Genomic DNA, 24,546 nt, shown 5'->3' with positions numbered 1-24,546 from the left:
GCAGTTTGCCGTAAGACTAAACGGGAGTGATAAAGAAAGCTAAGGTTATTCTCCTAATTTTCAAAACCAGCGCGAATCAGTAGAAGACGAACCAGAGACAATATGAATGAGAAAGCGTATTGTCATACAAAGCGCTATGCTTGTTCCTGATATTGAGTCCCACCACAAGGAGTGGAGAATGTCTTCCATTACAACAGATAATAAAGCTTTTCTGAATGAACTGACCCGTCTGGTAGGTCATTCACACCTGCTCACAGACCCTGCTAAAACCTCCCGCTATCGCAAGGGATTCCGCTCCGGTCAGGGCGATGCACTCGCCGTGGTGTTCCCTGGCTCGCTTTTAGAACTGTGGCGCGTCCTCAACGCTTGCGTCGCCGCAGATAAAATTATCCTGATGCAGGCCGCCAACACTGGTCTGACCGAAGGCTCTACGCCGAGCGGTAATGATTACGATCGCGAGATTGTCATTATCAGCACCCTGCGCCTTGATAAGCTGCACGTCATCGGCAAAGGCGAACAGGTGCTGGCCTATCCCGGCACCACGCTTTATTCACTGGAAAAAGCGCTCAAACCGTTTGGCCGCGAGCCGCATTCGGTGATCGGATCTTCCTGTATCGGCGCTTCAGTGATTGGCGGTATTTGTAACAACTCCGGCGGCTCGCTGGTTCAGCGCGGTCCGGCATACACGGAGATGTCGCTGTTTGCGCGTATTGACGAGCAGGGTAAATTACAGCTGGTTAACCATCTGGGTATCGAACTGGGCCAGACCCCGGAACAGATCCTTAGCAAACTTGATGACGACCGTATCAAAGATGACGATGTGCGCCACGATGGACGTCATGCACACGATCACGACTACGTTACCCGCGTCAGAGATATTGAGGCGGACACGCCCGCTCGCTATAACGCCGATCCGGATCGGTTGTTTGAATCATCCGGTTGTGCAGGCAAGCTCGCGGTTTTTGCGGTGCGTCTGGACACCTTCGAAGCCGAAAAAAACCAGCAGGTCTTTTACATCGGTACCAACCAGCCAGAGGTGCTGACGGAGATCCGCCGTCATATTTTGGCAAAATTTGAGCATCTGCCGGTCGCCGGTGAATATATGCACCGCGATATTTATGACATCGCTGAGCAATACGGCAAAGATACGTTTCTGATGATCGACAAGCTCGGCACCGACAAAATGCCGTTCTTCTTCACCCTGAAAGGTCGCACCGATGCGATGCTGGAAAAAGTGAAAATTTTCCGTCCGCATTTCACCGATCGGGCAATGCAGAAATTTGGCCATTTGTTCCCCAGCCACTTACCCGCGCGCATGAAAAGCTGGCGCGATAAGTATGAACATCATCTGCTGTTAAAAATGGCCGGTGGCGGCGTGGCTGAAGCGCAAAACTGGCTAAGCGAGTTTTTCAAAACCGCTGAAGGCGACTTCTTTGCCTGTACGCCGGAAGAAGGCAGCAAGGCGTTTTTGCATCGCTTTGCGGCGGCTGGCGCGGCTATACGTTATCAGGCCGTGCATGCCGATGAAGTGGAAGATATTCTGGCGCTGGATATCGCGCTACGCCGTAACGATACCGAATGGTACGAGCATCTGCCTGCAGAGATCGACAGCCAACTGGTGCACAAACTCTATTACGGTCACTTTATGTGCTACGTCTTCCATCAGGATTACATTGTGAAAAAAGGCGTGGACGCGCATGCGCTGAAAGAGCAGATGCTGGAACTCCTGCGCGAGCGTGGGGCGCAGTATCCGGCAGAGCACAACGTCGGGCATCTGTATCAGGCGCCGGAAACCTTGACCCGTTTTTACCGTGAGAACGATCCCACCAACAGTATGAATCCGGGTATTGGGAAAACGAGTAAGCAGAAGTTCTGGAAAGAGTCGTAAACCAAAAAAAAGATAAGCGCCACCGGACATGTTGCCGGGGGCGCTTCGCTTGCCCGGCCTACAGCCACATTAGTTTTGTGCAGGCCGGATAAGACGTCTTGTTTAATCGTTCTGTGCGGTTTGCTCGCCCGTCGCCGAACCTGCCGCCGCCATCTGCGCGGCTTTTTGCTTTTTATAGCTCAGCGCCGCCGCCGGAACCGGCATCACCTTGCCCGTTTCGATCCAGGTACGTAAACGGCTGGCATCGGCAAAGTGGGTATATTTACCGAACGCATCCATCACCACCAGCGCCACCGGTTTGTTATTGATCACCGTGCGCATCACCAGACAGTGACCTGCCGCATTGGTAAACCCGGTTTTGGTTAACTGAATATTCCAGTTATCGCGGTATACCAGATGGTTGGTGTTACGGAATGGCAGCGTATAAGCCGGGTTGGCAAAGGTCGCCATATCTTCACGCGTGGTGCTTAACTGGCCAATCAGCGGATACTGCTTGCTGGCGATCAGCAGCTTAGTTAAATCACGAGCGGTCGATACGTTATGAATCGATAAGCCAGTTGGTTCCACAAAGCGAGTCTGAGTCATGCCGAGCGCTTTCGCTTTGGCATTCATGGCCTTAATAAACGCGTTATAACCGCCAGGGTAATGATGCGCCAGGCTCGCCGCCGCACGGTTTTCTGATGACATCAGCGCCAGCAGCAGCATGTCTTTACGGCTAATTTCACTGTTCAGTCGCACACGAGAGTAGATGCCTTTCATTTCCGGCGTCTGACTGATATCAACTTTCAGTTTCTCATCCAACGGCAGTCGTGCATCAAGCACCACCATCGCGGTCATTAATTTGGTAATCGACGCAATCGGACGCACAAGGTCCGGGTGGTTCGAATAGATAACTTTGTTGGTATTCAGATCAACAATCATCGCGCTACCGGACGCTATCTCAGGCTGAGAAGCTGCTGCGGTAGTTGCCGTTTTAGCCACGGCTTGGGGTGCAAAAGGAACGGCCAGCACCAGGGCAAGGCTTAATAATGAAACTCGGAATTTCAGCATGATGAGATTTCTGATAATGGTTCACGCACGTCACAACGCACACCGCCAGAGACTAAGTATTATCTCAAGCTAGCTCAGGCATCATAGCGATCCAGCAGGTTTGCCGCCACAGGAGAATCGTCTCGAAATGCTGCGTTGCTGACTTTTACGTCAACAACGCAGCGCAGACAGGTTTATCCGTCAGAATAACCGATAGCCGTAACCCCACAGGATTACCGTAATCGCCAGCAGAACTTCCAGTACCAGCACACCGATCGCCAGCGTCGAACTGGAAAAGCTCAGGCCTTCCTCTTTAGAGATATCCAGGAACGTCGGTATGCCGAGATAAAGTAAATAGCCGGTGTAAAATAGCGCGATCGTTCCTACTAATGCACACAGCCAGACCAGCGGATAAAGTGCGACCAATCCGCTTAAAAACAGCGGCGTCGCGACATATCCTGCAAAGACCATACAGTGGGCCAACGACGGACGCTGCGGGTAATTACGTGCCATCCACCAGATAACCCGGCCCATGACAGCGACGCCTGCCAGCATGACCCCGTAAAACAGAATTGCCATCGCAAATCCGGTCAACAGAGATAACTTCAGGATATTGCCATCGCCAAAATTCCAACCGATTTGCGTTGTACCGATAAACGCGCAAACAACCGGGATTGCCGCCATCAGCAGTACATGGTGGGTATAGTGATGCGAAACACTTTCGTTTTCGCTGTTGATCACGTGCATTTCACGATCGGGATGGGAAAACAGCCCCCAGACATGGTTCATACCGCCCCCTTCTTGTCAGCTCCGGACCTCAACACTTCAAGTATAATTCAGCTTTTGATTATTTATGTACACATGAAAAATACCGAAGCGCCGGGTAAAAAGTGTGTAAGCCGCAGGCTTGATAAGCGAAGCGCCATCAGGCATTAGGGAACTGAACGACGTTAAGCGCTACTATGCGTCTTTTCCGGCATCAAGTATTCATTGGGTGTATGCTATGACCAGTGGAGGTCATACAACGTATGGATATAACGCATTATGTTGCGCAATACGGCTATGCTGCGTTAATCATCGGCAGCCTGGCAGAAGGTGAAACCATTACCCTGTTAGGCGGCGTCGTGGCGCATCAGGGAGTCCTGAAATTCCCGCTGGTGGTGCTCTCGGTCGCGCTGGGTGGGATGATTGGCGATCAGTTGCTCTATTTACTCGGACGTCGTTTTGGCGGCAAAATTCTGCGTCGTTTCTCGCGCCATCAGGCGAAAATTCATTATGCGCAGAAAATGATCCAACGACGTCCTTACCTGTTTGTTGTCGGTACTCGCTTTATGTACGGCTTTCGCGTTATTGGTCCCTTACTGATTGGCGCCAGTCACCTGCCGCCGAAGATCTTTTTACCGCTGAATATTCTTGGCGCGTTTGTCTGGGCATTGCTATTTACCACCCTCGGCTACGTCGGTGGTGAAGTGATCGCGCCGTGGCTGCACAGCCTCGACCAGCATATCAAGCATGGCATCTGGCTGGTGCTGGTTATCGGGATAGTCGCGGGCGTCCGCTGGTGGATGAAACGTCGAAGCACGCGTAAAGCGCAATGAAGATGGCCCGACAGCGGAACACCGGCGGGCCGAACAATCAGGATGCGTGATAACCGCCACCCAGCGCGCTGGTCAACTGGATTGAGGCATCCAGCCACTGTCCTTGTAAAAGCAGACCGTTGCACTGCTCACGTAATGCCGGGATCTTTGCCTCGCTGACCCTGGAACCCGCAATAATACCTGCATTAAAGCGCGCCTGCGCCAGCCCCACTACGCGCTGAGCGTCATGTTCAATCTGCTGCTGATGCTGATTTTTCTGCGCCAGTGTTTCTACCTGCGATGCCGCACGTGCCACGTCATTCACCGCATCCACCACAGCTTTGTTGTAATTCGCCACCGTCAGGTTACTTTGCGCTTTCGTAATATCGAGATTCGCATTCAGTCTGCCGCTGTCAAAGATAGGCAGCGTCAGCCCGGCGGTTACACCCATTTGCTGCGCGGAATGGCGGAACAGGTCACTCAGATGTAACGCATCCTGTTGTAAAAATGCCATCAGATTCACATCGGGATAAAACGCCGCTTTCGCCGCATCAATGCTGCTCAGCGATGACTCAATGTACCAGTGTGCCGCCTGCAAATCTGGTCGACGGGCCAGAAGCGAGTAGCCCAATTGGGATGGGAGCTGACTTTCAACCACGGGCAGTTTGGTCGAATGGAGCTTCAGGGCAACGGACTGCGAGTTGCTCAACGCGCTTAGGCGCGCCTCAATCACCTTCATTTTACCGCTGACATCGTTCAGCTGCTGCTCTGTTTTGCTGGAATCGATATCGGTTTCAACACCTTCCACCGAAGAAGTAAGGCCGTTTTGATATAGCTGACGATCGACGGTTATCACATTTTGCTGCTCGCTTTCGATTTGCGTCAACACGGTTTTCAGCGCGGCCTGCGTTTGCCATTCCCAGTACAGTCGAGACACGCCGCTCGCCAGCAGCTGTCGGGTTTGCTCGCGCTCAGCCTCACGCGCCTTAACGGTCCCTATACGCGCAGTCACTTCGGCCCGATTCTTACCCCACAGATCCAGATTCCAGCCTGCAGTTAAACCAAAGGTACCGTTGGTGTACCACGGCCCCGTGGTTCCTGCTGCGGGATCGGTTATGGCGAAAGGTCCCATCAGCCCTTCGGCTGACATTTTCTGACGCTCAACGTCTGCGGAGAAGTCGATCTCCGGGCCATCCTGCGCTTCCACGGCCTTAGCCTGCGCCTCCGCCAGTTGAATGCGCTGTTCCGCGACCTGCATATCAGGAGAATTTCGCAACGTGCTGTCAATCAACGCATTAAGCTGGGGGTCGTGATATGCCTTCCACCACTGGCTGTCCGGCCAGCCATTTTTTAACGCGGCAGGCAATGTGGTATCGACATTTGCGGCAGGCGTCTGCTGTGACAGAGACTGGCGGTCATCATGCATCGGCGCGCAGCCAGACATCAGAACAAAAAGCGGCAACAATGCCATCGTGACAAACACAGAATTACGATTCATGGAGATATACAGGTAAGAAAAGATGTGCAGAGATTACGACTTGTCGCTGTTGCTTTTTTAGTTACGCGTGGCAATACATCTTTGGCAATAAAAATATATAATCAGAAAAATATACACCTCGTGAATAATATAGATTAAATAATTTTAATAATTAATGGATGGAGATGTTATGTCACAGAATATCTATGACGATCCTGAGTTCTTTGCCGGATATGCCACGCTGGATCGTTCAGTAAAGGGACTCGACGGTGCGCCAGAATGGCCGACAATACAAGCGATGCTCCCCTCTCTTCAAGGCAAAAACATTCTTGATTTGGGCTGTGGATATGGTTGGTTTTGCCGCTACGCGCGCGATAATCAGGCAGCCAGCGTAATGGGACTGGATATTTCACAAAAGATGTTAACCCAGGCACACAGTATGACTCAGGGTAATGGCATCGTTTATCAGCGTGAAGATCTCGAAACGCTAACCCTGTCCCCAAATTCTTTTGACCTGGTTTATAGCTCGCTTGCCCTGCACTATTTGCACGATATAGAACGATTATTCGTAACCATTTACCAGTCATTAACACCAGGCGGTATGTTAGTTTTCTCTGCCGAGCATCCAATTTATACCGCACCGCTCAATCAGGGCTGGATAAAAGATAAAACTGGGCAGCAGTCCTGGCCGGTTAATCATTATCAGCAGGAAGGTGAGCGCATCAGTAACTGGTTTGCTGAAGGCGTCAAAAAACAGCACCGTAAGCTGGCGACCTGGATTAATGCGCTGATTGCCGCCGGATTCGAGATCGTTTGTCTCGATGAATGGGGACCTTCCGGGCAACAGATTGCTGAAAACCCGGCTTTAGATGAAGAAAAAGAGCGGCCGATGGTGTTTCTGCTCAGCGCACGTAAACCAGCATAACAACGCCCCCAGGCAGAATGATTGATACTTTCCTATACTCAATCTGAACTTACCAAAAAAAGGAAAGTTAATGAAAATTCTGCTGTGGGTAATTCTGATTATTTTTCTGATTGGGCTATTGGTGGTAACAGGCGTGTTTAAGATGATTTTCTGATGTCGTCATTTCGCCCAGGCCTGATAGCAGAAATCTCAGGCTATTATTCTCTCTGATGCCGGATGGCGGCGTAAACGCCTTATCCGGCCTACTGGAGCTGAGATCAGGCAGTAATCTCGATAGCCTGAATCGCTCGTGCGATATCCGGCGAATTATTTAACGCACGAATTTCCTGAAACAGTTCTGTTGCCTCTGAATATTCTTTGCGCAAATACCCTAACCACTGCTTAATCCGCGCTACATGATACAGCCCGGTGTCCCCCTGCTTTTCAAGGCGGGTATATTTTTGCAACAGCGTCACGACTTCAGGCCACGGCATACGCGGCTCGTTGTATTTCACCACGCGGCTCAGGTTCGGAATATTTAATGCGCCACGTCCGATCATCACCGCATCGCATCCGCTGATGGCCATACAATCCTGGGCGCTCTGCCAGTCCCAGATTTCGCCATTCGCAATAACCGGAATGGTCAGCCGCTGGCGGATCTCGCCAATCGCCTGCCAGTTAATATGTTCGGCCTTGTAGCCCTGCTCTTTGGTTCGGCCATGCACCGCCAGTTCGCTGGCACCGGCCTGCTGGACGGCATCGGCAATTTCAAACTGCCGGTCGCTGTTGTCCCAGCCCAGACGAACTTTCACCGTCACCGGAAGATGAGCCGGGACCGCCTCACGCATAGCTTTTGCACCCCGGTAGATAAGCTCAGGATCTTTCAATAACGTTGCGCCACCGCCGCTACCGTTCACCAGCTTCGACGGACAGCCGCAGTTCAGATCGACACCGTACGAGCCCAGTTCTACCGCGCGTGCGGCATTCTCCGCCAGCCACTGCGGATACTGTCCTAACAGCTGAATGCGAACCAACGTGCCGGATGGCGTCCGGCTGTTATTATGCAGTTCCGGGCAGAGTCGATGAAATACTTTTGCCGGCAGGAGCTGATCCACCACGCGCACAAACTCGGTGATGCACAGATCGTAATCATTCACTTCAGTCAGCAGCTCGCGCACCAGTGAGTCGAGCACGCCTTCCATCGGCGCCAGTAAAACACGCATATCGTCACCCGCAAAAAAAGAGGCGCTATGGTAGCGCCTCCGTTCGGGAGATTAAAGAGGCTCAGCGCGGCAACAGGCAGTTATCTTCTTTCCAACCGTACAGCCATTCCATACCGCGATAAAACTCCGCCTGCGATTTGTCTTTCCACAGCAGATTACGCACCTGCCGCTCGACGCCTGCGGCATGGTAGACACGGCCCATTTCACGCGTTGACCAGACGATGCGTGCGGTACGCGGAATACGCACCGACTCATACAGCGCAAAGGCAGCAGCCGCATCGCCATCACACTGCTGTAGCGCTTTACCGAGCGTTACCGCGTCTTCCAACGCCATACAGGCACCCTGCGCCATATATTGCGCCACCGGGTGCGCGGCGTCTCCCACCAGCGTGATGCGGTCAGTTCCCCATTTTTCTACCGGCTCGCGGTCGGCGGTGGACCAGCGCCGCCATGATGTCGGTTTATCCAGCATCTGGCGCGGGCGCGGATGGATACCCGCAAAATAGGAGAGCACTTCCTCTTTGCTGCCATCCTTCACGCCCCACTCTTCCTGCTGACGACTGTGGAAGGTCACCACCAGGTTATACTGCTTACCTCCGCGCAGCGGATAGTGCACCAGGTGACAGTGTGGTCCGGCCCACAGCACCGGTGCGTTAATGCGTAAATCTTCCGGCATATCATCACAATCAATCACGGCGCGATAGACCACGTGTCCGGTAACCCGTGGCGCATCGCCAATCAGAGACTGACGAACGACCGATTTTACACCGTCACAGCCCACCAAAATATCCGCCGTCCAGCTGTTGCCGTGCTCATCAAATACCGTCACGTCATTCTCTGTCTGGCGAATATCAACCACGTTAGTTGAAGTGCGATACTCAACGTTAGGATGCACCAGCGCCGCTTCCCAAACGCTGGCGTGAATATCAACCCGATGGATAACCGCATAAGGACCGCCAAAGTGATCGCGGAACGCCTGCCCGGTTTCAATGCGCACAACCTCTTTTGCGTTTACCGCATCCATCATCGTGATGTGATCGGTAAAAACAGCACGCTGACGGGCGACTTCCCCCACGCCAAGGCTGTCCAGAGCAGAGAATGCATTCGGCCCGAGCTGAATACCCGCGCCAATTTCACCAATCTCGAGCGCTTTCTCCAGCAACATCACTTTAATGCCCTGACGGGCCAGCGATAGCGCGGTTGCCGCGCCGCCAATCCCGCCACCCACGATAATTGCGCGTGTCACTTTAGCCATTGTCGTTCTCCTTATCAGGCTGGAATTTTATCTTGTTGATTCTCGGGCGCGGCGGCGATAAACGCCGGAAGCTGAGTACAGGCATCATATACCGCCTTACAGCGCGGATATCCGCTCAGATCGCAGCCCATACGTAACGCGTTCGCCCACTGTGGGATCAGACAGCAATCCGCCAGCGTCGGCGCATCACCCACGCAGAACTTACCCGAATGACTCTGGCGCAGCATCTGTTCCACCGCGCTTAACCCTTGCTGGATCCAGTGTGCATACCAGCGTTTTTTATCTTCTTCACTGACCTTTAACTCTTCGCTCAGGTAGCGCAGTACCCGCATGTTATTCACCGGGTGGATATCACAGGCGATGGCATAGACAATTTCCAGCACCTTACTGCGCACCGGGAAGTCGGCAGGCAGCAGCGGCGTTTGCGGAAAGTGGCCATCCAGCCAGTCAATTATTGCCAGCGACTGCCCAAGTGATTCTCCGTCATCGGTCACCAGCGTCGGCACCAGTCCCACCGGGTTCATCCGTCGGTAGGCCAGTTCGTTCTGCTGACCAATGCGAATGTTGACGCCCACCGTCTGGTAATCCAGCCCCTTCAGCGCCAGCGCAATGCGCACCCGATATGACGCCGAGCTATTAAAGAAACTGTACAGCTTCATCATCCACCTCAGACAATCTTCACGGCGATGGGGGTTAAACCGTCTACGTTTCCGGTGATCACATCCCCTTTCACTACCGCCCCCACGCCTTCAGGGGTACCGGTGTAGATCAGATCGCCCGGCTGCAGTTCGAAGAAGCCAGACAGATAGCTGATGGTTTCATTCACAGACCAGATGAGGTGGCGAATATCGCTACGCTGATGATCGTCGCCGTTGACCTGCAACCAGATTGGCGCATGGTTAACATCCACACTTTCGCTGGCTTTATGCAGCGGCGCGATGGGCGCGGAGAGATCAAACGCTTTGCCAATTTCCCACGGACGCCCCATCTGGCGCATCTCCATCTGCCGATCACGGCGAGTCATATCCAGACCGGTGGCATAGCCCCAGATATATTCGTGCGCTTTTTCCAGCGGAATATCACTGCCCTTTTTGCCAATCGCCACCACCAGCTCTATCTCATAGTGATAGTTATCGGTTTGCGATGGGTACGGCAGTTCGAGGGTCTGACCAGCCGCCACCGGGACTACCGCATCGGCAGGTTTACAGAAAAAGAACGGCGGTTCGCGATCCGGATCAAAGCCCATTTCACGGGCATGAGCGGCATAGTTACGGCCCACACAGTAAACACGGCGCACAGGAAATTGTTCATCACAGCCAACAACCGGAACGGTAACAGGCGCTTGTGGTTCAAATACGTATTGCGTCATTTTCTCTCTCCCAAATTAATAACGTGCTTCGCGGAACAACCCCAGTGCTTCCTGAACCGGTCTGTCCGAAAAACTGAATAAGACGGTATCTTCGCGGGTCTGGAACGACACGCCGTGCCAGGTCGGCACCACAAAGACATCTTTTGGCGAAAAGTTGAAGGTCTCATTGCCGATGCTGACCTGCCCACTTCCTTCCACCACGTGGTAGATAGTGCTGTCGGTGGTACGCGCCATTCGTGAGGAAAAGCCCTGCGGCAACAGTTGCAGGAAGGTTCCCATTGAAGGCAGGGGATAACCGCCGGTTACCGGGTTGACGTAACGCATCTTGTAACCGTCCCATTCATCGGCGTCACCCATGCGGGTCAGGTCATGCAGTGCCTCACGGCTGCGATCGTAGCGATAGTTAAAAATCGGCGATGAGTTACCTTTCTGATGACGCAGCGGCAGCATATTGGCCGCGTAGCGCGGTAAATAATCCCCTTCCTTGCGCGTGACCGGCTGCTGATCTTCCGGGTAGTCTTCCGCAAAGCCACAGCCCAGCAGGTTCACCAACGGCAGGTCCAGACCGTCCAGCCACACCACCGGTTCACTGCCCGGATTGCCGTGATCGTGCCAGCGCCACTGCGGCGTCAGAATAAAATCGCCTTCATGCATCTGGGTGCGCTCGCCATCCACGGCGGTAAATGCCCCTTTCCCTTCGACAATAAAGCGCAGCGCAGACTGGTTGTGGCGGTGACTCGGCGCAACCTCGCCCGGCATAATTAACTGCAATCCCGCGTACAGCGTTGGGGTGATTGAAGACTGTCCGCGCAGCATTGGGTTTTCCAGCACCAGCACGCGACGAATCGCCTCTTTCGCGCCAATCAGATTGCCACTTTCTAACAGTAGTGGACGGATCTCCTGATAGTTCCAGTACGCTGGCGCGCAATGTGCGTTCGGAGTTGGCGGCACCAGACGATGCAGCGACTCCCACAGCGGGGTCAGATTCTGCCCGGAAATATGCTGGTAAAACTGCTGACGGCTGTTCTTAACATCCTGATTCAGTTCAGACATAGGGATTCTCCTTATTCATTCACAACACCTGCGCGAGGCAGAGTATTCGAGGCAGAGGCCGACTGGCGGATAACAACCGTCAGCAGCGTAAGCATCACCGCGCTGATGGCCGCCGGGACGGCAATAATGAAAAACAGGTTATCGAATGAGAAATTCATCGCCATCATCACGCCGCCGGAAAGCGAGCCGACAATCGCGCCGCAGCGTCCCACCGCATTAGACCAGCTGACGCCCGTCGCCCGGCTTTGTGTCGGATAAAGCGTGGCGGTTAACGCATTAAGACCAACCTGAGAACCGCTGATACCAATGCCGGTGCCAAAAATGGCCAGCGCCATCAGCCACAGGCCGTTCTCACTCAGACCAATCATGACGATGCATACCGCGCCCAGCGCATAGCTCACGGCCAGCACGCGGAAAGGATTGTATTTATCCATCAGCACGCCCAGCGCCAGCGCGCCAAGCGTACCGCCAATCTGGAAGGCAGCGGTCACCCAGGAGGCATGCTGCAGATCAATTCCACGGTGGTTTAACAGCGTTGGCATCCAGCTGGAGAGCAGATAAATAATCAGCAAGCTCATAAAGAACACTACCCATAGCATCAGGGTAATGGGCAGCTGTCGCCCGACGAACAGCTGGCGAATGCTGCCTTTAGCAATTGCGGCGCCCTCGTTGAGATAAAAATGGGTATTGTCATAACGTTCCCGGGTGATGGCGCTAACGGTTCTGGCAATCACGTTTTGCGGCAGCTGACGACGAACCTGCCAGCGTGGGGATTCCGGTAGCGCAAACAGCAGGGCCACAAACAGCATCAGCGGTAGAACGCCTCCCAGCACCAGGATGCCGTGCCAGCCAATCACCGGCACCAGCTGCGCGCTGACGATGCCGCCCATTGCCGATCCCAGGGTGAATCCGCAGAACATCATGGTGACCAGTGCCCCACGCCGACGCGCTGGCAGGTATTCAGACGTCATGGTGATGGTATTTGGCATCGCGCCGCCCAGACCTAAACCGGTCAGGAAGCGCAAAATAACCAGCGTTTGTAGATCGGGTGAAAAAGCCGAGATCAGACTTAGCGCACCGAACAATACCACGCAGAGTTCTATCACCCTTTTACGGCCAAAACGGTCGGACAGCGGGCCACAGAGCAGCGCGCCAGCGGTCAGTCCCAGCAGACCTGCGCCAAACAGCGGGGCCAGATCGCCGGCAGTCAGCTGCCAGTGAGTGCGAATGTCGGGTGCGATAAAACCAATCGCCGCGGTATCAAATCCGTCGAGCATCACAACCAGAAAACAGCAGATGATAACGCGCCACTGGGTCTTACCGACGGGGGCGGAATCGATCAGCGCTTGTAGATCACGTTGTTGAGTCATAGTGAATGCCTCAGTGCAGGTAGAGTAGATGTCTGTTTTGTTTTAGGTATGTTGCGACTTTGTATGTTTGGAGATGAAATGTACAATGGCTTTTCATGCAGAGGTATAACCTGGAGGTTATAGCAAATGGCAAACTGGGCGCAGAAACTGAAGTTGCACCACCTGCAAACGCTTATTGCACTGGGCGAACAGGGAAATCTGACTCACGTCGCCCGGATGATGAATATCACCCAGCCCGCGTTGTCGAAATGGTTATCACAACTCGAAGATGAGATTGGCATCACGCTCTTTGAACGTCATAGCAAAGGCTTGCGTCCTTCCGAAGGCGGCAAACTGCTACTGCAGCATGCCCAACGCCTAATCAATGATATGGAACGTTCGCAGTATGAGATCGCCCGTTTTAAGCAAGGCGGCCTTGTAGGGAGTCTGAAGATTGGCTGCTCGCCAGTAGCGACCGACTGTGTTTCTCAGGCAATACTGGGGTTGCTTAAAGAGTTACCAACCCTGCATCTTAATATTGAAGAGAAAGTGATGACCCCGCTGCTGCACGATCTGCTCGCGGGTTCGGTGGATGTCGTCGTCGGTCGCGTCGGTGGCCGGGCGCTTCAGTTGCCGCTCAATTACCAGGTGCTGTATACCGAGCCGGTCTGTTTCGTCGCCCGTCCCGATCATCCCCTGGCAAAATATCCCCTGCTCACCTGGCACGATCTGGCGAACTGGCGCTGGATTGTCTGGCCGACAGGAACCCCTATCCGGATAAGCATTGATAACGCGCTGGTTGATAACGGTGTCATGTTGCCGGAAAACATCATTGAATCGGCATCGATCAACGTCAGCACCAATCTGCTGCAAAGTAGCGACATGATCTCTATTCTTTCTTTGCGTCTGGCACAAAGGTATGCCGCCCAGGGACAGCTGGCTATCCTGAATCTGCCGAAGATTGAACAAAAAGGCAGCGTCGGCGTATTCTGGCGCAACAACGAAACGCCGACTACCGCCCTGAATCGTTTTTTGTATTATCTGGCACAGGTTTAGCGCGGAGAGTTAGGGCCATCGCCCGATGTTCCAGATATCTATTTCCTCTATGCTTAGAATTCATGATGTGATCGGTAGCACGTTTTTAAGTTTAATTGTATGATGAATGAGTCTCGTCAAGGGTTTCAACTATGAGCAAAGCACTGAACGTTATCTGGCAATATTTGCGCGCATTCGTCCTGATTTATGCCTGCCTCTATGCAGGTATTTTTCTTGCATCGCTACTCCCTATCACCATTCCGGGCAGCATTATCGGCATGCTGATCCTATTTGTCTTACTGGCTTTGCAGGTGTTACCGGCAAAATGGGTTAACCCTGGCTGCTACGTGCTGATTCGTTATATGGCCCTGTTGTTTGTCCCGATTGGCGTGGGGATCATGCAGTACTTTGACCTGCTCCGCGCACAATTTGGTCCGGTAGTGGTGTCTTGTACCATCAGTACGCTGGTCGTTTTCCTGGTGGTGAGCTGGAGCTCGCACATTGTGCACGGTGAGCGCAAAATCGTTGGGCAAAAAGAGGCTAAAGCAAAAAAATGATGTCGTATATCTGGTGGTCGTTACCTCTTACGCTGGCGGTATTTTTTGGCGCACGTAAGCTGGCAGCTCGCTTTAAAATGCCTTTGCTGAACCCTCTGCTGGTGGCCATGGTGGTAATTATTCCCATTCTGCTGCTGACCGGTATTCCCTATGATCACTATTTCAAAGGCAGCGAAGTGCTGAACGATTTGCTGCAACCTGCCGTGGTCGCGCTGGCCTATCCGTTATACGAACAGTTGCACCAGATTCGCGCCCGCTGGAAATCAATCATTGCTATCTGTTTTGCCGGCAGCGTTGTGGCGATGGTTACAGGTACAACAATCGCCTTGTTGATGGGCGCATCGCCGCAAATTGCCGCGTCAATCATGCCAAAATCGGTCACCACGCCTATCGCTATGGCCGTGGGAGGCAGTATTGGCGGCATTCCGGCGATCAGCGCCGTATGCGTCATTTTTGTCGGTATTCTCGGGGCGGTATTTGGTCATACGTTACTCAATGCCATGCGTATTCGCACCAAGGCCGCTCGTGGGCTGGCAATGGGCACCGCGTCGCACGCCCTGGGCACCGCACGCTGTGCGGAACTGGACTATCAGGAAGGTGCGTTTAGCTCACTGGCGCTGGTCATTTGCGGCATTATTACCTCGCTGGTAGCCCCGTTCCTGTTCCCGATTATTCTGGCAGTGGTGGGTTAACCTTCATTTTTTAGCTATTTATTTGCGATGCGTTGCACATTTTTCATTTAAGTTTCATAAGTTGCATACACAATGAGATTTGGATCACATATAAAGCCATAACAGGCCCGTAAACTACGATTCCATTACATTGTTATGAGGCATCGCCATGCATCCACGTTTTCAAACTGCTTTTGCCCAACTCGCGGATAACTTGCAATCAGCCCTGGCCCCTGTTCTGGCGGATGCACATTTCCCCGCCATGCTGACTGCTGAGCAGGTCTCTTTGCTGAAACGCGAATCGGGACTGGACGAAGACGCGCTGGCATTCGCTCTGCTGCCGCTGGCTGCGGCCTGCGCACGTACTCCGCTATCCAACTTCAACGTTGGGGCAATTTCTCGCGGCATCAGCGGCAACTGGTACTTCGGTGGGAACATGGAGTTCCTGGGCGCGACCATGCAGCAAACCGTTCATGCCGAGCAAAGCGCCATCAGCCACGCCTGGCTGCGCGGTGAAAAAGGGCTCGCTGCCATCACCGTCAACTACACGCCGTGCGGCCATTGTCGCCAGTTTATGAACGAACTGAACAGCGGACTGGATTTACGTATTCATCTGCCGGGACGTGCACCACACGTGCTGCGCGACTACCTGCCAGATGCCTTCGGCCCGAAAGATCTGGAGATTAAAACGCTGCTGATGGACGATCAGGATCACGGCTTCGCGCTGCAGGGCGATACGTTGACTCAGGCGGCAATCACCGCTGCCAACAGATGCCATATGCCGTACAGCAAATCCCCAAGCGGCGTGGCGCTGGAGTGTAAAGATGGTCGTATTTTTAGCGGCAGCTATGCTGAAAATGCCGCCTTTAACCCGACCCTGCCACCGCTGCAGGGCGCGTTAAACCTGTTGAATCTCAACGGTTATGATTATCCAGATATCCAACGTGCTGTACTGGCTGAAAAAGCCGACGCGCCATTGATTCAGTGGGATGCAACCTCCGCCACGCTGAAAGCACTGGGCTGCGACAATATAGAGCGCGTACTTCTGGGTTAATCGACTCAATAACGCCAGTTCGTAGGCCGGATAAGGTGTTTACACCGCTATCCGGCACTATGCGCAATGCCTAAAATCCCCTCAATCAGACTGCTGTTTCTTGCGCTACGTCTTCCGGTACAGTAGCCTGATTGAAATTCCATCCAAATAACGAGTTTTCTGCATGTTAAAGCGCGTGTTTTACAGCCTGTTAGTCCTGCTAGGCTTGCTGCTTTTGACTGTGCTTGGACTCGATCGCTGGATGAGCTGGAAGACGGCTCCCTACATTTACGACGAACTGCAGGATTTACCCTACCGCCAGGTAGGTGTGGTTCTGGGCACGGCGAAGTATTACCGCACCGGCGTCATCAACCAATATTACCGTTACCGCATTCAGGGCGCATTGAACGCCTATAACAGCGGGAAGGTAAACTATCTGCTGTTAAGCGGCGATAATGCCCAGCAAAGCTACAACGAACCCATGACGATGCGTAAGGATCTGATTGCCGCAGGCGTCGATCCCGCTGACATCGTGCTTGATTACGCAGGGTTCCGGACACTCGACTCCATCGTGCGTACCCGCAAGGTCTTTGATACCAACGATTTCATCATTATTACTCAACGATTCCACTGTGAGCGCGCCTTGTTTATTGCGCTGCATATGGGTATTCAGGCCCAGTGCTACGCCGTACCTTCGCCAAAAGATATGCTCACCGTGCGGGTACGTGAATTTGGCGCCCGTTTTGGCGCACTCGCCGATCTCTACATTTTCAAACGTGAGCCCCGTTTTTTAGGCCCACTGGTGCCCATCCCTACCATGCATCAGGTACCGGACGATGCGCAGGGGTATCCGGCGGTCACGCCTGAACAATTACTCGAATTACAAAAGAAACAAGGAAAATAAGCATGGAAGGAAAAACGATCTTTATCGTTATTGGCGTACTGATGATTGTTCTCTGGACGTGCAGAGAAGGCCTGAAGGGACTGCGTTCCGGTATCGTCGAGAAAACAGTGAAAGGTTCGCAGACGCCAATGATCATTTCTCGCGCTAAAGAACCCAGCACTTACTGGAGCTATATCATCGTTTATTTCGGTATGGCCATTGGTGCACTGTTCACTGGTATCTGGTTACTCTTTATCAAATAAAAAAACCGATGCAGAACGCCTCTGCACCGGTTTTATTTTTCTCTTCCCAGATTACTTCTTACGCGCGTACTTCAGTGAGTCCAGCGCGACCGCGAAGATAATAATGCCGCCCTTGATAATATACTGCCAGTAAGGGTTCACGCCGATGTAGGTCAAACCGTAGTTGATGACGGTGAAGATGATCACACCGGTTACTACGCCAAACACGGTACCTACCCCGCCGCTGAACGACACGCCGCCAACCACGCACGCCGCAATCGCATCCAGCTCATACATAAAGCCGAGGTTGTTGGTCGCCGAGCCGATACGCCCGGCTTCGAGCAAACCGCCGAAGGCATAGAACACGCCAGACAACGCATAGATAATCAGCAGGTTCAGCGCAACGTTTACCCCGGACACTTTCGCAGCTTCCGGGTTTCCGCCGATGGCGAAAATGTTTTTACCGAAGCGGGTCTTGTTCCACAGCACCCACACAAAAGCCACCGCAATCAGCGCATAGAAAGTGATGTAGGAGAGTCGGAAACTGCCCAGTGCAATAAAGCCCTGCGCAAAGGTTGAGAATCCGCTGTCAAAGCCAGAAATTGGCGATGCGCCGACGAAGTCGTAGTACAGGGAGTTGATCCCGTAAACGATAATCATCGTACCCAGTGTGGTAATAAACGGTGTTACGTTCAGATAAGCAATGATAATACCGTTCACCAGACCGATAATGGCGCCAATCACGCAAACAATCAGCACCACTACAATGATTGGCATCGTCGCCATTTCCGGGAATACCTTGTTGGCATTCTCCATCGACTGCAACAGAGTTGCCGCCACCACTGCCGCCAGGCCAACCTGACGCCCCGCCGACAGGTCGGTCCCTTGGGTAACAATCAGTCCAGCCACACCCAATGCGATAATAATACGCACCGAGGATTGCGTGAGAATATTACTCAGGTTCAGTAAGCTTAAGAAAGTGGGATCCTGGAAAATAATAATCGCCAGCAAAACCAAAAGAACAACGTAAATTCCGCCTTCTTTCAGGTAAGTAAGAAAACTTTTCTTATTTAACGCACTCATGAGGAGCCCCTAATCTTAAAGGTGCAAAGACGCAAGACGGAGGATTTCGTTTTGCGTTGTTGTTTTAGTGTCAACAATTCCAGCAACGAGACCATTGCTCATCACCAGAATACGATCGGTAATACCCAGCAGCTCCGGCATTTCAGAGGAAATAATAATAATCCCCTTATCCTTTTTCGCGAGTTCGGCAATCAACTGATAAATTTCAAATTTCGCGCCAACATCGATTCCACGCGTCGGTTCATCCAGCATCAGAATTTCTGGCTGGGTTAATAACCAACGACCAATAACCACCTTTTGCTGATTACCGCCAGAAAGTGAACCGATTTGCGTACGATGACCCGGTGTTTTTACCCTCATGGAGTCAATTACCCACTGGGTATCACTCTTCATGCGGGAATTATCCAACAGACCAACTTTGTTTTTATAGTTTTGGATATTGGAGATTAACGAGTTAAAACCAATGTCCAGATATGCATAAATACCGGTTGAGCGGCGCTCTTCCGTGACCAGTGCAAAACCATGGTTGATGGCTTCATTTGCACTGTGGTTATTAATTTTTTTGCCGTGTAGCGTAATCGTACCTGATGATTTCTCACGAATACCAAAAAGCGTTTCAACGATATCCGTGCGTTTTGCGCCTACCAGACCTGCAATCCCAAGAATCTCCCCTTTGTGCAAATCAAACGAGATATCACGAATCGACGGCTGGCGCAGCGAGGTCAGGTTACGCACTTGCAGAATGACTTCACCAGGTTTGTTTTCTTTATCCGGAAAACGTTGGTTCAGTGAACGTCCGACCATCATGGCGATGATCTTATCCATATCCAACCCTTCCAGCGGCTGGGTCGCAATCCACTGACCGTCGCGTAGTACGGTAATTTCATCGCACAGCTGGAAGATTTCTTCCATTTTGTGAGAGATATAAACAATACCGCATCCACGCTCTTTTAGCTTACGGATGATGGTGAACAGATGGTTAACTTCTTTTTCAGTTAACGATGAAGTTGGTTCATCCATGATGACGATTTTGGCGTCATAGGAGAATGCTTTCGCAATTTCAATCATCTGCATTTGTGAAACGGATAATGTACCGACGCGCGCACGCGGATCGATATCAATATCCAGTTCATCAAATATCGCTTTGGTATCGCGGTACATTTTTTCCTGATCGACAAACATGCCTTTGGTGGGATAGCGTCCCAGCCACATGTTGTCCATCACAGAACGTTGTAATACCAGGTTTAATTCCTGGTGTACCATCGAAATACCATTTTCAAGCGCTTCTTTAGCAGAATGAAAATCGATTTCTTTACCCTGAAATAAAATACTGCCGGAATCTTTTTGATAGATGCCGAAAAGACATTTCAATAATGTTGATTTCCCCGCTCCATTCTCTCCCATTAGGGCGTGAATAGAATGCGGGCGAACTTTTAAATTGACATTATCAAGCGCCTTAACGCCGGGGAAGGACTTGTTGATGCCGGTCATTTCCAACAAGTATTCGCCTGACGACTGAGTATGTGTGCTGACCATAATTATACCTTGTTGGCCTTGCAGAGTGCATTATTAAGGGCGCAATGAAATTGCGCCCACATACGGAGTATTTATTTGTTGGTGAACTCTGCCAGATTATCTTTATCGACACCTACGTACGGAACGCGAACAATCTTGTTCTCAATTTTCCAGTTAGTGCCATCTGCCGCACCTTTGCCGTCAGCCAGGTTTTTCGCCAGATCGAAGGTGGCTTTCGCCTGGTTGTTGGCATCGTTCAGGACGGTACCGGCCATGGCGCCAGATTTCACCAGAGCCAGCGCTTCAGGCAGCGCATCCACACCAAATACCGGTACGCTGGTTTTGTTGTGCGCTTTCAGCGCTTCAACTGCACCCATTGCCATCGCATCGTTGTTAGCGATAACCACTTCAATTTTGTTCGCATTTGGACCAGACATCCACGCATCCATCTTATCTTTCGCCTGAGCGGTATCCCACATTGCAGTATCTAACTGCAGCTGCTCAGTTTTAATGCCCTTGTCGTTCAGCTCTTTAATCACGTAAGTGGTACGTGCTTCAGCATCCGGGTGTCCCGGTTCGCCTTTCAGCAGAACAAACTGAATTTTGCCGTCTTTGTTCAGGTCCCAGTTCGGGTTAGCTGCCCAGTGTTTGGCAATCAAATCACCCTGAATAATGCCGGACTCTTTAGAGTCGGTACCGACGTAATACGCTTTGTCATAGCTGTCCAGCGCTTTACGAGAAGGTTCTTTGTTGAAGAACACGATCGGTACGTTCTGTCCGCGTGCTTTTTCAATGACCGTGCCAGCAGCTGCCGGGTCAACCAGGTTAATCGCCAGTGCTTTAACGCCTTTTGCCAGTAGCACGTCGATCTGATCGTTTTGTTTGGACTGGTCGTTCTGCGAGTCGTTCATCAGCAGCTGTACATCTGGTGCCGCTTTGGCATCTTTTTCAATAGCCTTACGTACTACAGACATAAAGTTATCGTCATACTTATAGATAGTCACACCAATGCGGGTATCAGCAGCGTGCGCAGCCGCGCCGAATAACATGCTTGCCATTACAGCAGACAGGGTCAACACCTTCTTATTCATGGTATCTCCGGTTTTATTATGCAGGGTAGTACTTGAGATAAATGCTCGGCAGGCAGAACGTTACTGAAGTGTTACTGAACGCCGAAGCTCACTTTTAAAAAATATTTCTTCCGTGTCTGGCAACGCTCCAAAAACAGGCTTTAATTTTTGTTTAAGGCACCTATACCTCGATGAAAGTGATTATTCACCGTTACATAGTAGTTACAGCGCAACAAACAGTGTCATCATAGCTATCGCATTGTTAATATACTGTGAATTTACTCACATATTGAAAGCGGTTACATCGCGCAACGTTATGAGTTAGTGATCGGTGCCGCATTCTGCCGCAGCGCTACTGAATGGCGACGCACCAGCGTTGGCATAAAACAATGCGACGCCTGCGGATCCAACGTGCCAGCCGCCCCCTGTAGCGCAAGCTCCGTCGCCATTTTTGCCATTGAAGCAATGGGATAGCGCACAGTGGTTAGCTGCGGATCGGTGTAACGTGCGATGGGAATATCATCGAAGCCAATGATAGAAAGGTGTAATGGAATAGCGATGCCGTTATCTTTTAGCGCGGTCAGCGCGCCGGCTGCCATATTGTCGTTATAAGCGAAGACCGCCGTCAGTTGTAAGTTACGCCCCAGCAGTTCCACCATCGCGGACTCTCCGCCCTGCATATCGGGCGAACCGGTGCCGACCCAGCTTTCTGCCGCAACAATCCCCTGCTCTTTCAGAGCAGTTAACCACCCTTCTTTGCGCATGGCGTCATCTTCAATGCGGTGGCTTGATGCCAGATAACCGATGCGTTGATGACCATTATTTAGCAGCATTCGGGTAGCCATTTTGGCACCGCTGATGTTATCCAGGCAGACGCAACGGTGGGCGTAGCCAGGAACAAGGCGGTTGATCAGTACCATGCCGGGGATTTGATCCATAAACTCGGCCAGTTCCCGATCGCTCAGCGCTTTAGAGTGTACAATCAGCGCGTTACAGCGTTGGCGAATCAACACCTCAATGGCATGACGTTCTTTTTCCGCCTCATGGTAGCTGTTGCCAATCAGGACATACTTCTGATGCTGCTGAGCAACCATATCCACGGCTTTTACCAGCGCGCCAAAAAACGCATCTGATACATCCATGACGACAACACCAATCGTGTCGCTTACCTGCGTCGCCAGCGCTTGTGCGTTGGCATTAGGTCGATAGCCAAGCTGAGTGACTGCCTTCATTACCGCTTCACGCGTATCGGGACTCACCAGCGCACTGTTGTTCAGTACGCGGGAAACGGTCGCTACAGAAACGCCAGACTGCCGTGCCACATCACGAATGGTTACCATATTCACTGCCCTGTTTTAGATTGCGGCTGCCCGCAGACACCCCAGGCTGGGTATTTTGTCAGCACAATGAAACGGACTGCGTGAGTGATGTCACAGGAATGAAAGCGCTTACATCCATTTTGTTAATGAATGTGATCCAGATCGTTATCTGGATGTTCGTGGTAATGATGTCCCCGAAGCACGCAGGGTTAATTGACGCCACAGCCATTCCACCGGGCCCTGCCGGTAGAAACGCAGCCATATGACAGAGAAAAGTAAGTTAATCGCCCAGACCGGGATGACGAAAAGCAGCAGCTCCAGCCGGTCAAATTTCATAAATAAACCGGCCTGATAAAACAACGTGGTGCAGATTAAGGTCTGTAACAGATAGTTGGTTAATGCCATGCGACCCACACAGGCGACGGCAATGACCCATTTTAAGCGACTAAGCTGTGGCCAGAAACCAAACATCAGCGCGGCATAACCAATGGTCTGCAACGGCGCCCCCAGTTCTCGCGGAGCTTGCAACAGGAAGGCACACCAGCGGTAGGCCCAGTCCAGTTGCCACTGGGCGATGATAGCAGGCAGGTTAATCGCCATGCCGATAATAACCAGCAGAACGCCAGTGCGTCGATAATGCTGCAAACTGTACTGCCCTTTTAGCCAGCCGCTACGCATTAATGCCGCGCCGAGCAGCATCATCCCCGCCAGTTGCCAGCCATATTGCGCACCTAACGCCAGCAAGCTATTGGACATCATATCCACGCGATTACTGATTGCTTCCATTCCGCCGTTCACTTTCCAGTATTTTTCATACAGCAACGCTGAAGCATCCGGCGTCCAGGCCCGGCTGGTTTCGCTCCCGGAGATCACACCCAACAGCAGCAATACACCAACGCCCGCCAAATAAAGCACCACGCCGGTGTTAAACAAGCTTTTCACCGACGGCGCATCCCGGATCAGCCGCCAGCAAATCAGGCCGATCAAGCCATATGCCAGCAGGATATCGCCATCCCAGAAGAGTAAACCGTGAATGAATCCCAATAGCACCAGCAACGTAAGCCGCGACTGGATCCAGCGTTTACCACGCGGGAGCAGCATTTGCAGACCAGCACCAAACAGCAGAGCAAACAGGGTAAGGAATTTTACCTGCGCAAAGAGATCGAGCAGCGCCCAGGTCCAGGCGTCAGATAAGGTAATGTCGCCATACCAGGCGGGATTGAGGTATGCCGCCTTCGGCAGGCCAAAGGCGCTAATATTGAGAAGCAGGATACCAAGAATGGCAACGCCACGAATAAAATCCAGCGTGACATTACGCTCCATGGTTCCTGCCCTAATCAGTTGTGATGACGTACTGCGCGCAGGAATTCCTGACGCGTGTTCTGGCTGGACTTAAACAATCCGCCAAGAGACGTGGTGGTGGTCGCACTGGTCGCATCGCGAATGCCGCGCGCTTTCACACAGTAATGCACCGCATCAATCGATACCGCCACATTATTCGTCCCGAGCAGCGTTTGCAGCGCGGTGAGAATTTGCTGGGTCAGACGTTCCTGTACCTGCGGACGCTGTGCAAAGAACTGCACAATGCGGTTAATCTTCGACAGACCAATGACCGAATCTTTCGGAATATACGCCACCGTCGCTTTGCCATCGATAGTGACAAAGTGGTGTTCGCAGGTGCTGGTCAGCGTGATATCGCGGACCGTGACCATCTCGTCCACCTTCATTTTGTTTTCAATGACGGTGATTTTCGGGAAGTTGGCGTAATCGAGACCAGAGAAAATCTCATCGACATACATTTTCGCAATGCGATGCGGAGTTTCCATCAGACTGTCATCGCTCAAATCGAGATTGAGCAATTGCATAATCTCGGTCATATGGCCAGAGATAAGACGTTTGCGTGTTTCGTTATCCATCTCTTGCACAGGCGGGCGCAGCGGGGTTTCGAGACCACGCGCAACCAGCGCTTCATGAACCAGTGCCGCTTCTTTACTGAGTGATGACATTTCTTCTT

At 52.1% G+C, this 24,546-nt stretch carries 25 protein-coding genes; 10 read left to right on the top strand and 15 right to left on the bottom strand.

Annotated elements, in window-relative coordinates; translation table 11 throughout:
- The first annotated feature begins 178 nt into the window (after positions 1–178).
- The gene (gene dld / locus OGX92_RS01330) at positions 179–1,888 is read left to right on the top strand and encodes a D-lactate dehydrogenase (protein WP_286586149.1); all 1,710 of its coding nucleotides are present in this window, start codon (positions 179–181) and stop codon (positions 1,886–1,888) included.
- A gap of 102 nt (positions 1,889–1,990) precedes the next feature.
- On the opposite strand, the gene pbpG is transcribed toward dld, so the two are convergent.
- Positions 1,991–2,938 (bottom strand): D-alanyl-D-alanine endopeptidase, encoded by a 948-nt coding sequence (pbpG, locus tag OGX92_RS01325; protein WP_003027363.1) that lies wholly within the window; start codon positions 2,936–2,938, stop codon positions 1,991–1,993.
- Positions 2,939–3,118: 180 nt separating this feature from the next.
- Positions 3,119–3,706 carry a Yip1 family protein gene (locus OGX92_RS01320; protein WP_286586148.1) on the bottom strand — a complete coding sequence of 196 codons (588 nt, stop codon included), beginning with the start codon at positions 3,704–3,706 and terminating at the stop codon, positions 3,119–3,121.
- A gap of 239 nt (positions 3,707–3,945) precedes the next feature.
- Between OGX92_RS01320 and OGX92_RS01315 the strand changes: the two genes are divergently transcribed.
- Positions 3,946–4,515 carry a DedA family protein gene (locus tag OGX92_RS01315; protein ID WP_003834476.1) on the top strand — a complete coding sequence of 190 codons (570 nt, stop codon included), beginning with the start codon at positions 3,946–3,948 and terminating at the stop codon, positions 4,513–4,515.
- 37 nt (positions 4,516–4,552) lie between these two features.
- Here OGX92_RS01315 and mdtQ read toward each other — a convergent pair whose 3' ends face one another.
- Positions 4,553–5,992 carry a multidrug resistance outer membrane protein MdtQ gene (gene mdtQ, locus OGX92_RS01310; protein WP_286586147.1) on the bottom strand — a complete coding sequence of 480 codons (1,440 nt, stop codon included), beginning with the start codon at positions 5,990–5,992 and terminating at the stop codon, positions 4,553–4,555.
- A gap of 169 nt (positions 5,993–6,161) precedes the next feature.
- Between mdtQ and OGX92_RS01305 the strand changes: the two genes are divergently transcribed.
- Both OGX92_RS01305 and yohP read left to right on the top strand, forming a co-directional pair.
- Positions 6,162–6,896, top strand: a complete 735-nt coding sequence (locus tag OGX92_RS01305) for a class I SAM-dependent DNA methyltransferase (RefSeq protein ID WP_125112591.1) — start codon at positions 6,162–6,164, stop codon at positions 6,894–6,896.
- 70 nt (positions 6,897–6,966) lie between these two features.
- Entirely contained in the window at positions 6,967–7,050 is an 84-nt protein-coding gene (gene yohP / locus OGX92_RS23540; RefSeq protein WP_015572324.1) for a small membrane protein YohP, read from the top strand.
- A gap of 103 nt (positions 7,051–7,153) precedes the next feature.
- Here the strand turns inward: yohP and dusC are convergent, their stop codons facing one another.
- The 6 genes from dusC to mhbT form a co-directional block, all read right to left on the bottom strand.
- The gene (gene dusC, locus OGX92_RS01300; RefSeq protein WP_003834483.1) at positions 7,154–8,098 is read right to left on the bottom strand and encodes a tRNA dihydrouridine(16) synthase DusC; all 945 of its coding nucleotides are present in this window, start codon (positions 8,096–8,098) and stop codon (positions 7,154–7,156) included.
- 61 nt (positions 8,099–8,159) lie between these two features.
- Positions 8,160–9,353, bottom strand: coding sequence for a 3-hydroxybenzoate 6-monooxygenase (locus OGX92_RS01295; protein WP_286586146.1), 1,194 nt, complete (start codon positions 9,351–9,353; stop codon positions 8,160–8,162).
- Between the two features lie 14 nt (positions 9,354–9,367).
- On the bottom strand, positions 9,368–10,012 hold the full coding sequence (gene maiA, locus OGX92_RS01290) for a maleylacetoacetate isomerase (protein ID WP_003834489.1): 645 nt from the start codon (positions 10,010–10,012) through the stop codon (positions 9,368–9,370).
- An 8-nt stretch (positions 10,013–10,020) separates the two neighbouring features.
- A complete protein-coding gene (locus OGX92_RS01285) occupies positions 10,021–10,722 on the bottom strand; it encodes a fumarylacetoacetate hydrolase family protein (protein ID WP_063940516.1) in 702 nt (233 codons plus the stop codon).
- A gap of 15 nt (positions 10,723–10,737) precedes the next feature.
- Positions 10,738–11,775: a gentisate 1,2-dioxygenase gene (gene gtdA, locus OGX92_RS01280; protein ID WP_286586145.1), complete on the bottom strand. Its 1,038-nt coding sequence runs from the start codon at positions 11,773–11,775 to the stop codon at positions 10,738–10,740.
- Between the two features lie 11 nt (positions 11,776–11,786).
- Entirely contained in the window at positions 11,787–13,145 is a 1,359-nt protein-coding gene (gene mhbT, locus OGX92_RS01275) for a 3-hydroxybenzoate transporter MhbT (protein WP_267389122.1), read from the bottom strand.
- Between the two features lie 126 nt (positions 13,146–13,271).
- Here mhbT and OGX92_RS01270 point away from each other — a divergent pair, with 126 nt between their 5' ends.
- From OGX92_RS01270 to OGX92_RS01245, 6 genes are all read left to right on the top strand, one after another.
- Entirely contained in the window at positions 13,272–14,180 is a 909-nt protein-coding gene (locus tag OGX92_RS01270) for a LysR substrate-binding domain-containing protein (protein ID WP_003834495.1), read from the top strand.
- A gap of 131 nt (positions 14,181–14,311) precedes the next feature.
- Positions 14,312–14,716: a CidA/LrgA family protein gene (locus OGX92_RS01265; protein ID WP_003834497.1), complete on the top strand. Its 405-nt coding sequence runs from the start codon at positions 14,312–14,314 to the stop codon at positions 14,714–14,716.
- On the top strand, positions 14,713–15,408 hold the full coding sequence (locus OGX92_RS01260; protein WP_003027380.1) for a CidB/LrgB family autolysis modulator: 696 nt from the start codon (positions 14,713–14,715) through the stop codon (positions 15,406–15,408). Before OGX92_RS01265 ends, OGX92_RS01260 begins: the two co-directional genes overlap by 4 nt.
- A 148-nt stretch (positions 15,409–15,556) precedes the next feature.
- A complete protein-coding gene (gene cdd / locus OGX92_RS01255; protein ID WP_003834500.1) occupies positions 15,557–16,441 on the top strand; it encodes a cytidine deaminase in 885 nt (294 codons plus the stop codon).
- Positions 16,442–16,604: 163 nt separating this feature from the next.
- A complete protein-coding gene (sanA, locus tag OGX92_RS01250; RefSeq protein WP_003027383.1) occupies positions 16,605–17,324 on the top strand; it encodes an outer membrane permeability protein SanA in 720 nt (239 codons plus the stop codon).
- Between the two features lie 2 nt (positions 17,325–17,326).
- A complete protein-coding gene (locus OGX92_RS01245) occupies positions 17,327–17,566 on the top strand; it encodes a DUF2542 family protein (protein WP_003834502.1) in 240 nt (79 codons plus the stop codon).
- Between the two features lie 51 nt (positions 17,567–17,617).
- Here OGX92_RS01245 and mglC read toward each other — a convergent pair whose 3' ends face one another.
- The 6 genes from mglC to folE all read right to left on the bottom strand — a co-directional run bounded on the left by mglC (position 17,618) and on the right by folE (position 24,538).
- Complete coding sequence (mglC, locus tag OGX92_RS01240) at positions 17,618–18,628, bottom strand: galactose/methyl galactoside ABC transporter permease MglC (protein WP_003027393.1); 1,011 nt, start codon at positions 18,626–18,628, stop codon at positions 17,618–17,620.
- Positions 18,629–18,643: 15 nt separating this feature from the next.
- Positions 18,644–20,164, bottom strand: coding sequence for a galactose/methyl galactoside ABC transporter ATP-binding protein MglA (gene mglA, locus OGX92_RS01235; protein ID WP_003027396.1), 1,521 nt, complete (start codon positions 20,162–20,164; stop codon positions 18,644–18,646).
- Between the two features lie 71 nt (positions 20,165–20,235).
- On the bottom strand, positions 20,236–21,234 hold the full coding sequence (mglB, locus tag OGX92_RS01230) for a galactose/glucose ABC transporter substrate-binding protein MglB (protein WP_003027399.1): 999 nt from the start codon (positions 21,232–21,234) through the stop codon (positions 20,236–20,238).
- 293 nt (positions 21,235–21,527) lie between these two features.
- Entirely contained in the window at positions 21,528–22,553 is a 1,026-nt protein-coding gene (galS, locus tag OGX92_RS01225) for an HTH-type transcriptional regulator GalS (RefSeq protein ID WP_032943995.1), read from the bottom strand.
- Between the two features lie 144 nt (positions 22,554–22,697).
- Positions 22,698–23,855: a DUF418 domain-containing protein YeiB gene (gene yeiB, locus OGX92_RS01220; protein WP_063940519.1), complete on the bottom strand. Its 1,158-nt coding sequence runs from the start codon at positions 23,853–23,855 to the stop codon at positions 22,698–22,700.
- Positions 23,856–23,869: 14 nt separating this feature from the next.
- Positions 23,870–24,538 carry a GTP cyclohydrolase I FolE gene (gene folE / locus OGX92_RS01215; RefSeq protein ID WP_003027410.1) on the bottom strand — a complete coding sequence of 223 codons (669 nt, stop codon included), beginning with the start codon at positions 24,536–24,538 and terminating at the stop codon, positions 23,870–23,872.
- Positions 24,539–24,546: the final 8 nt, after the last annotated feature.

This window comes from Citrobacter sp. Cpo089, assembly GCF_030332695.1.
Classification (GTDB): domain Bacteria; phylum Pseudomonadota; class Gammaproteobacteria; order Enterobacterales; family Enterobacteriaceae; genus Citrobacter; species Citrobacter portucalensis.
Note: the sequence above shows the minus strand (reverse complement) of the source record. Positions and strands in the feature narration are given on the sequence as shown.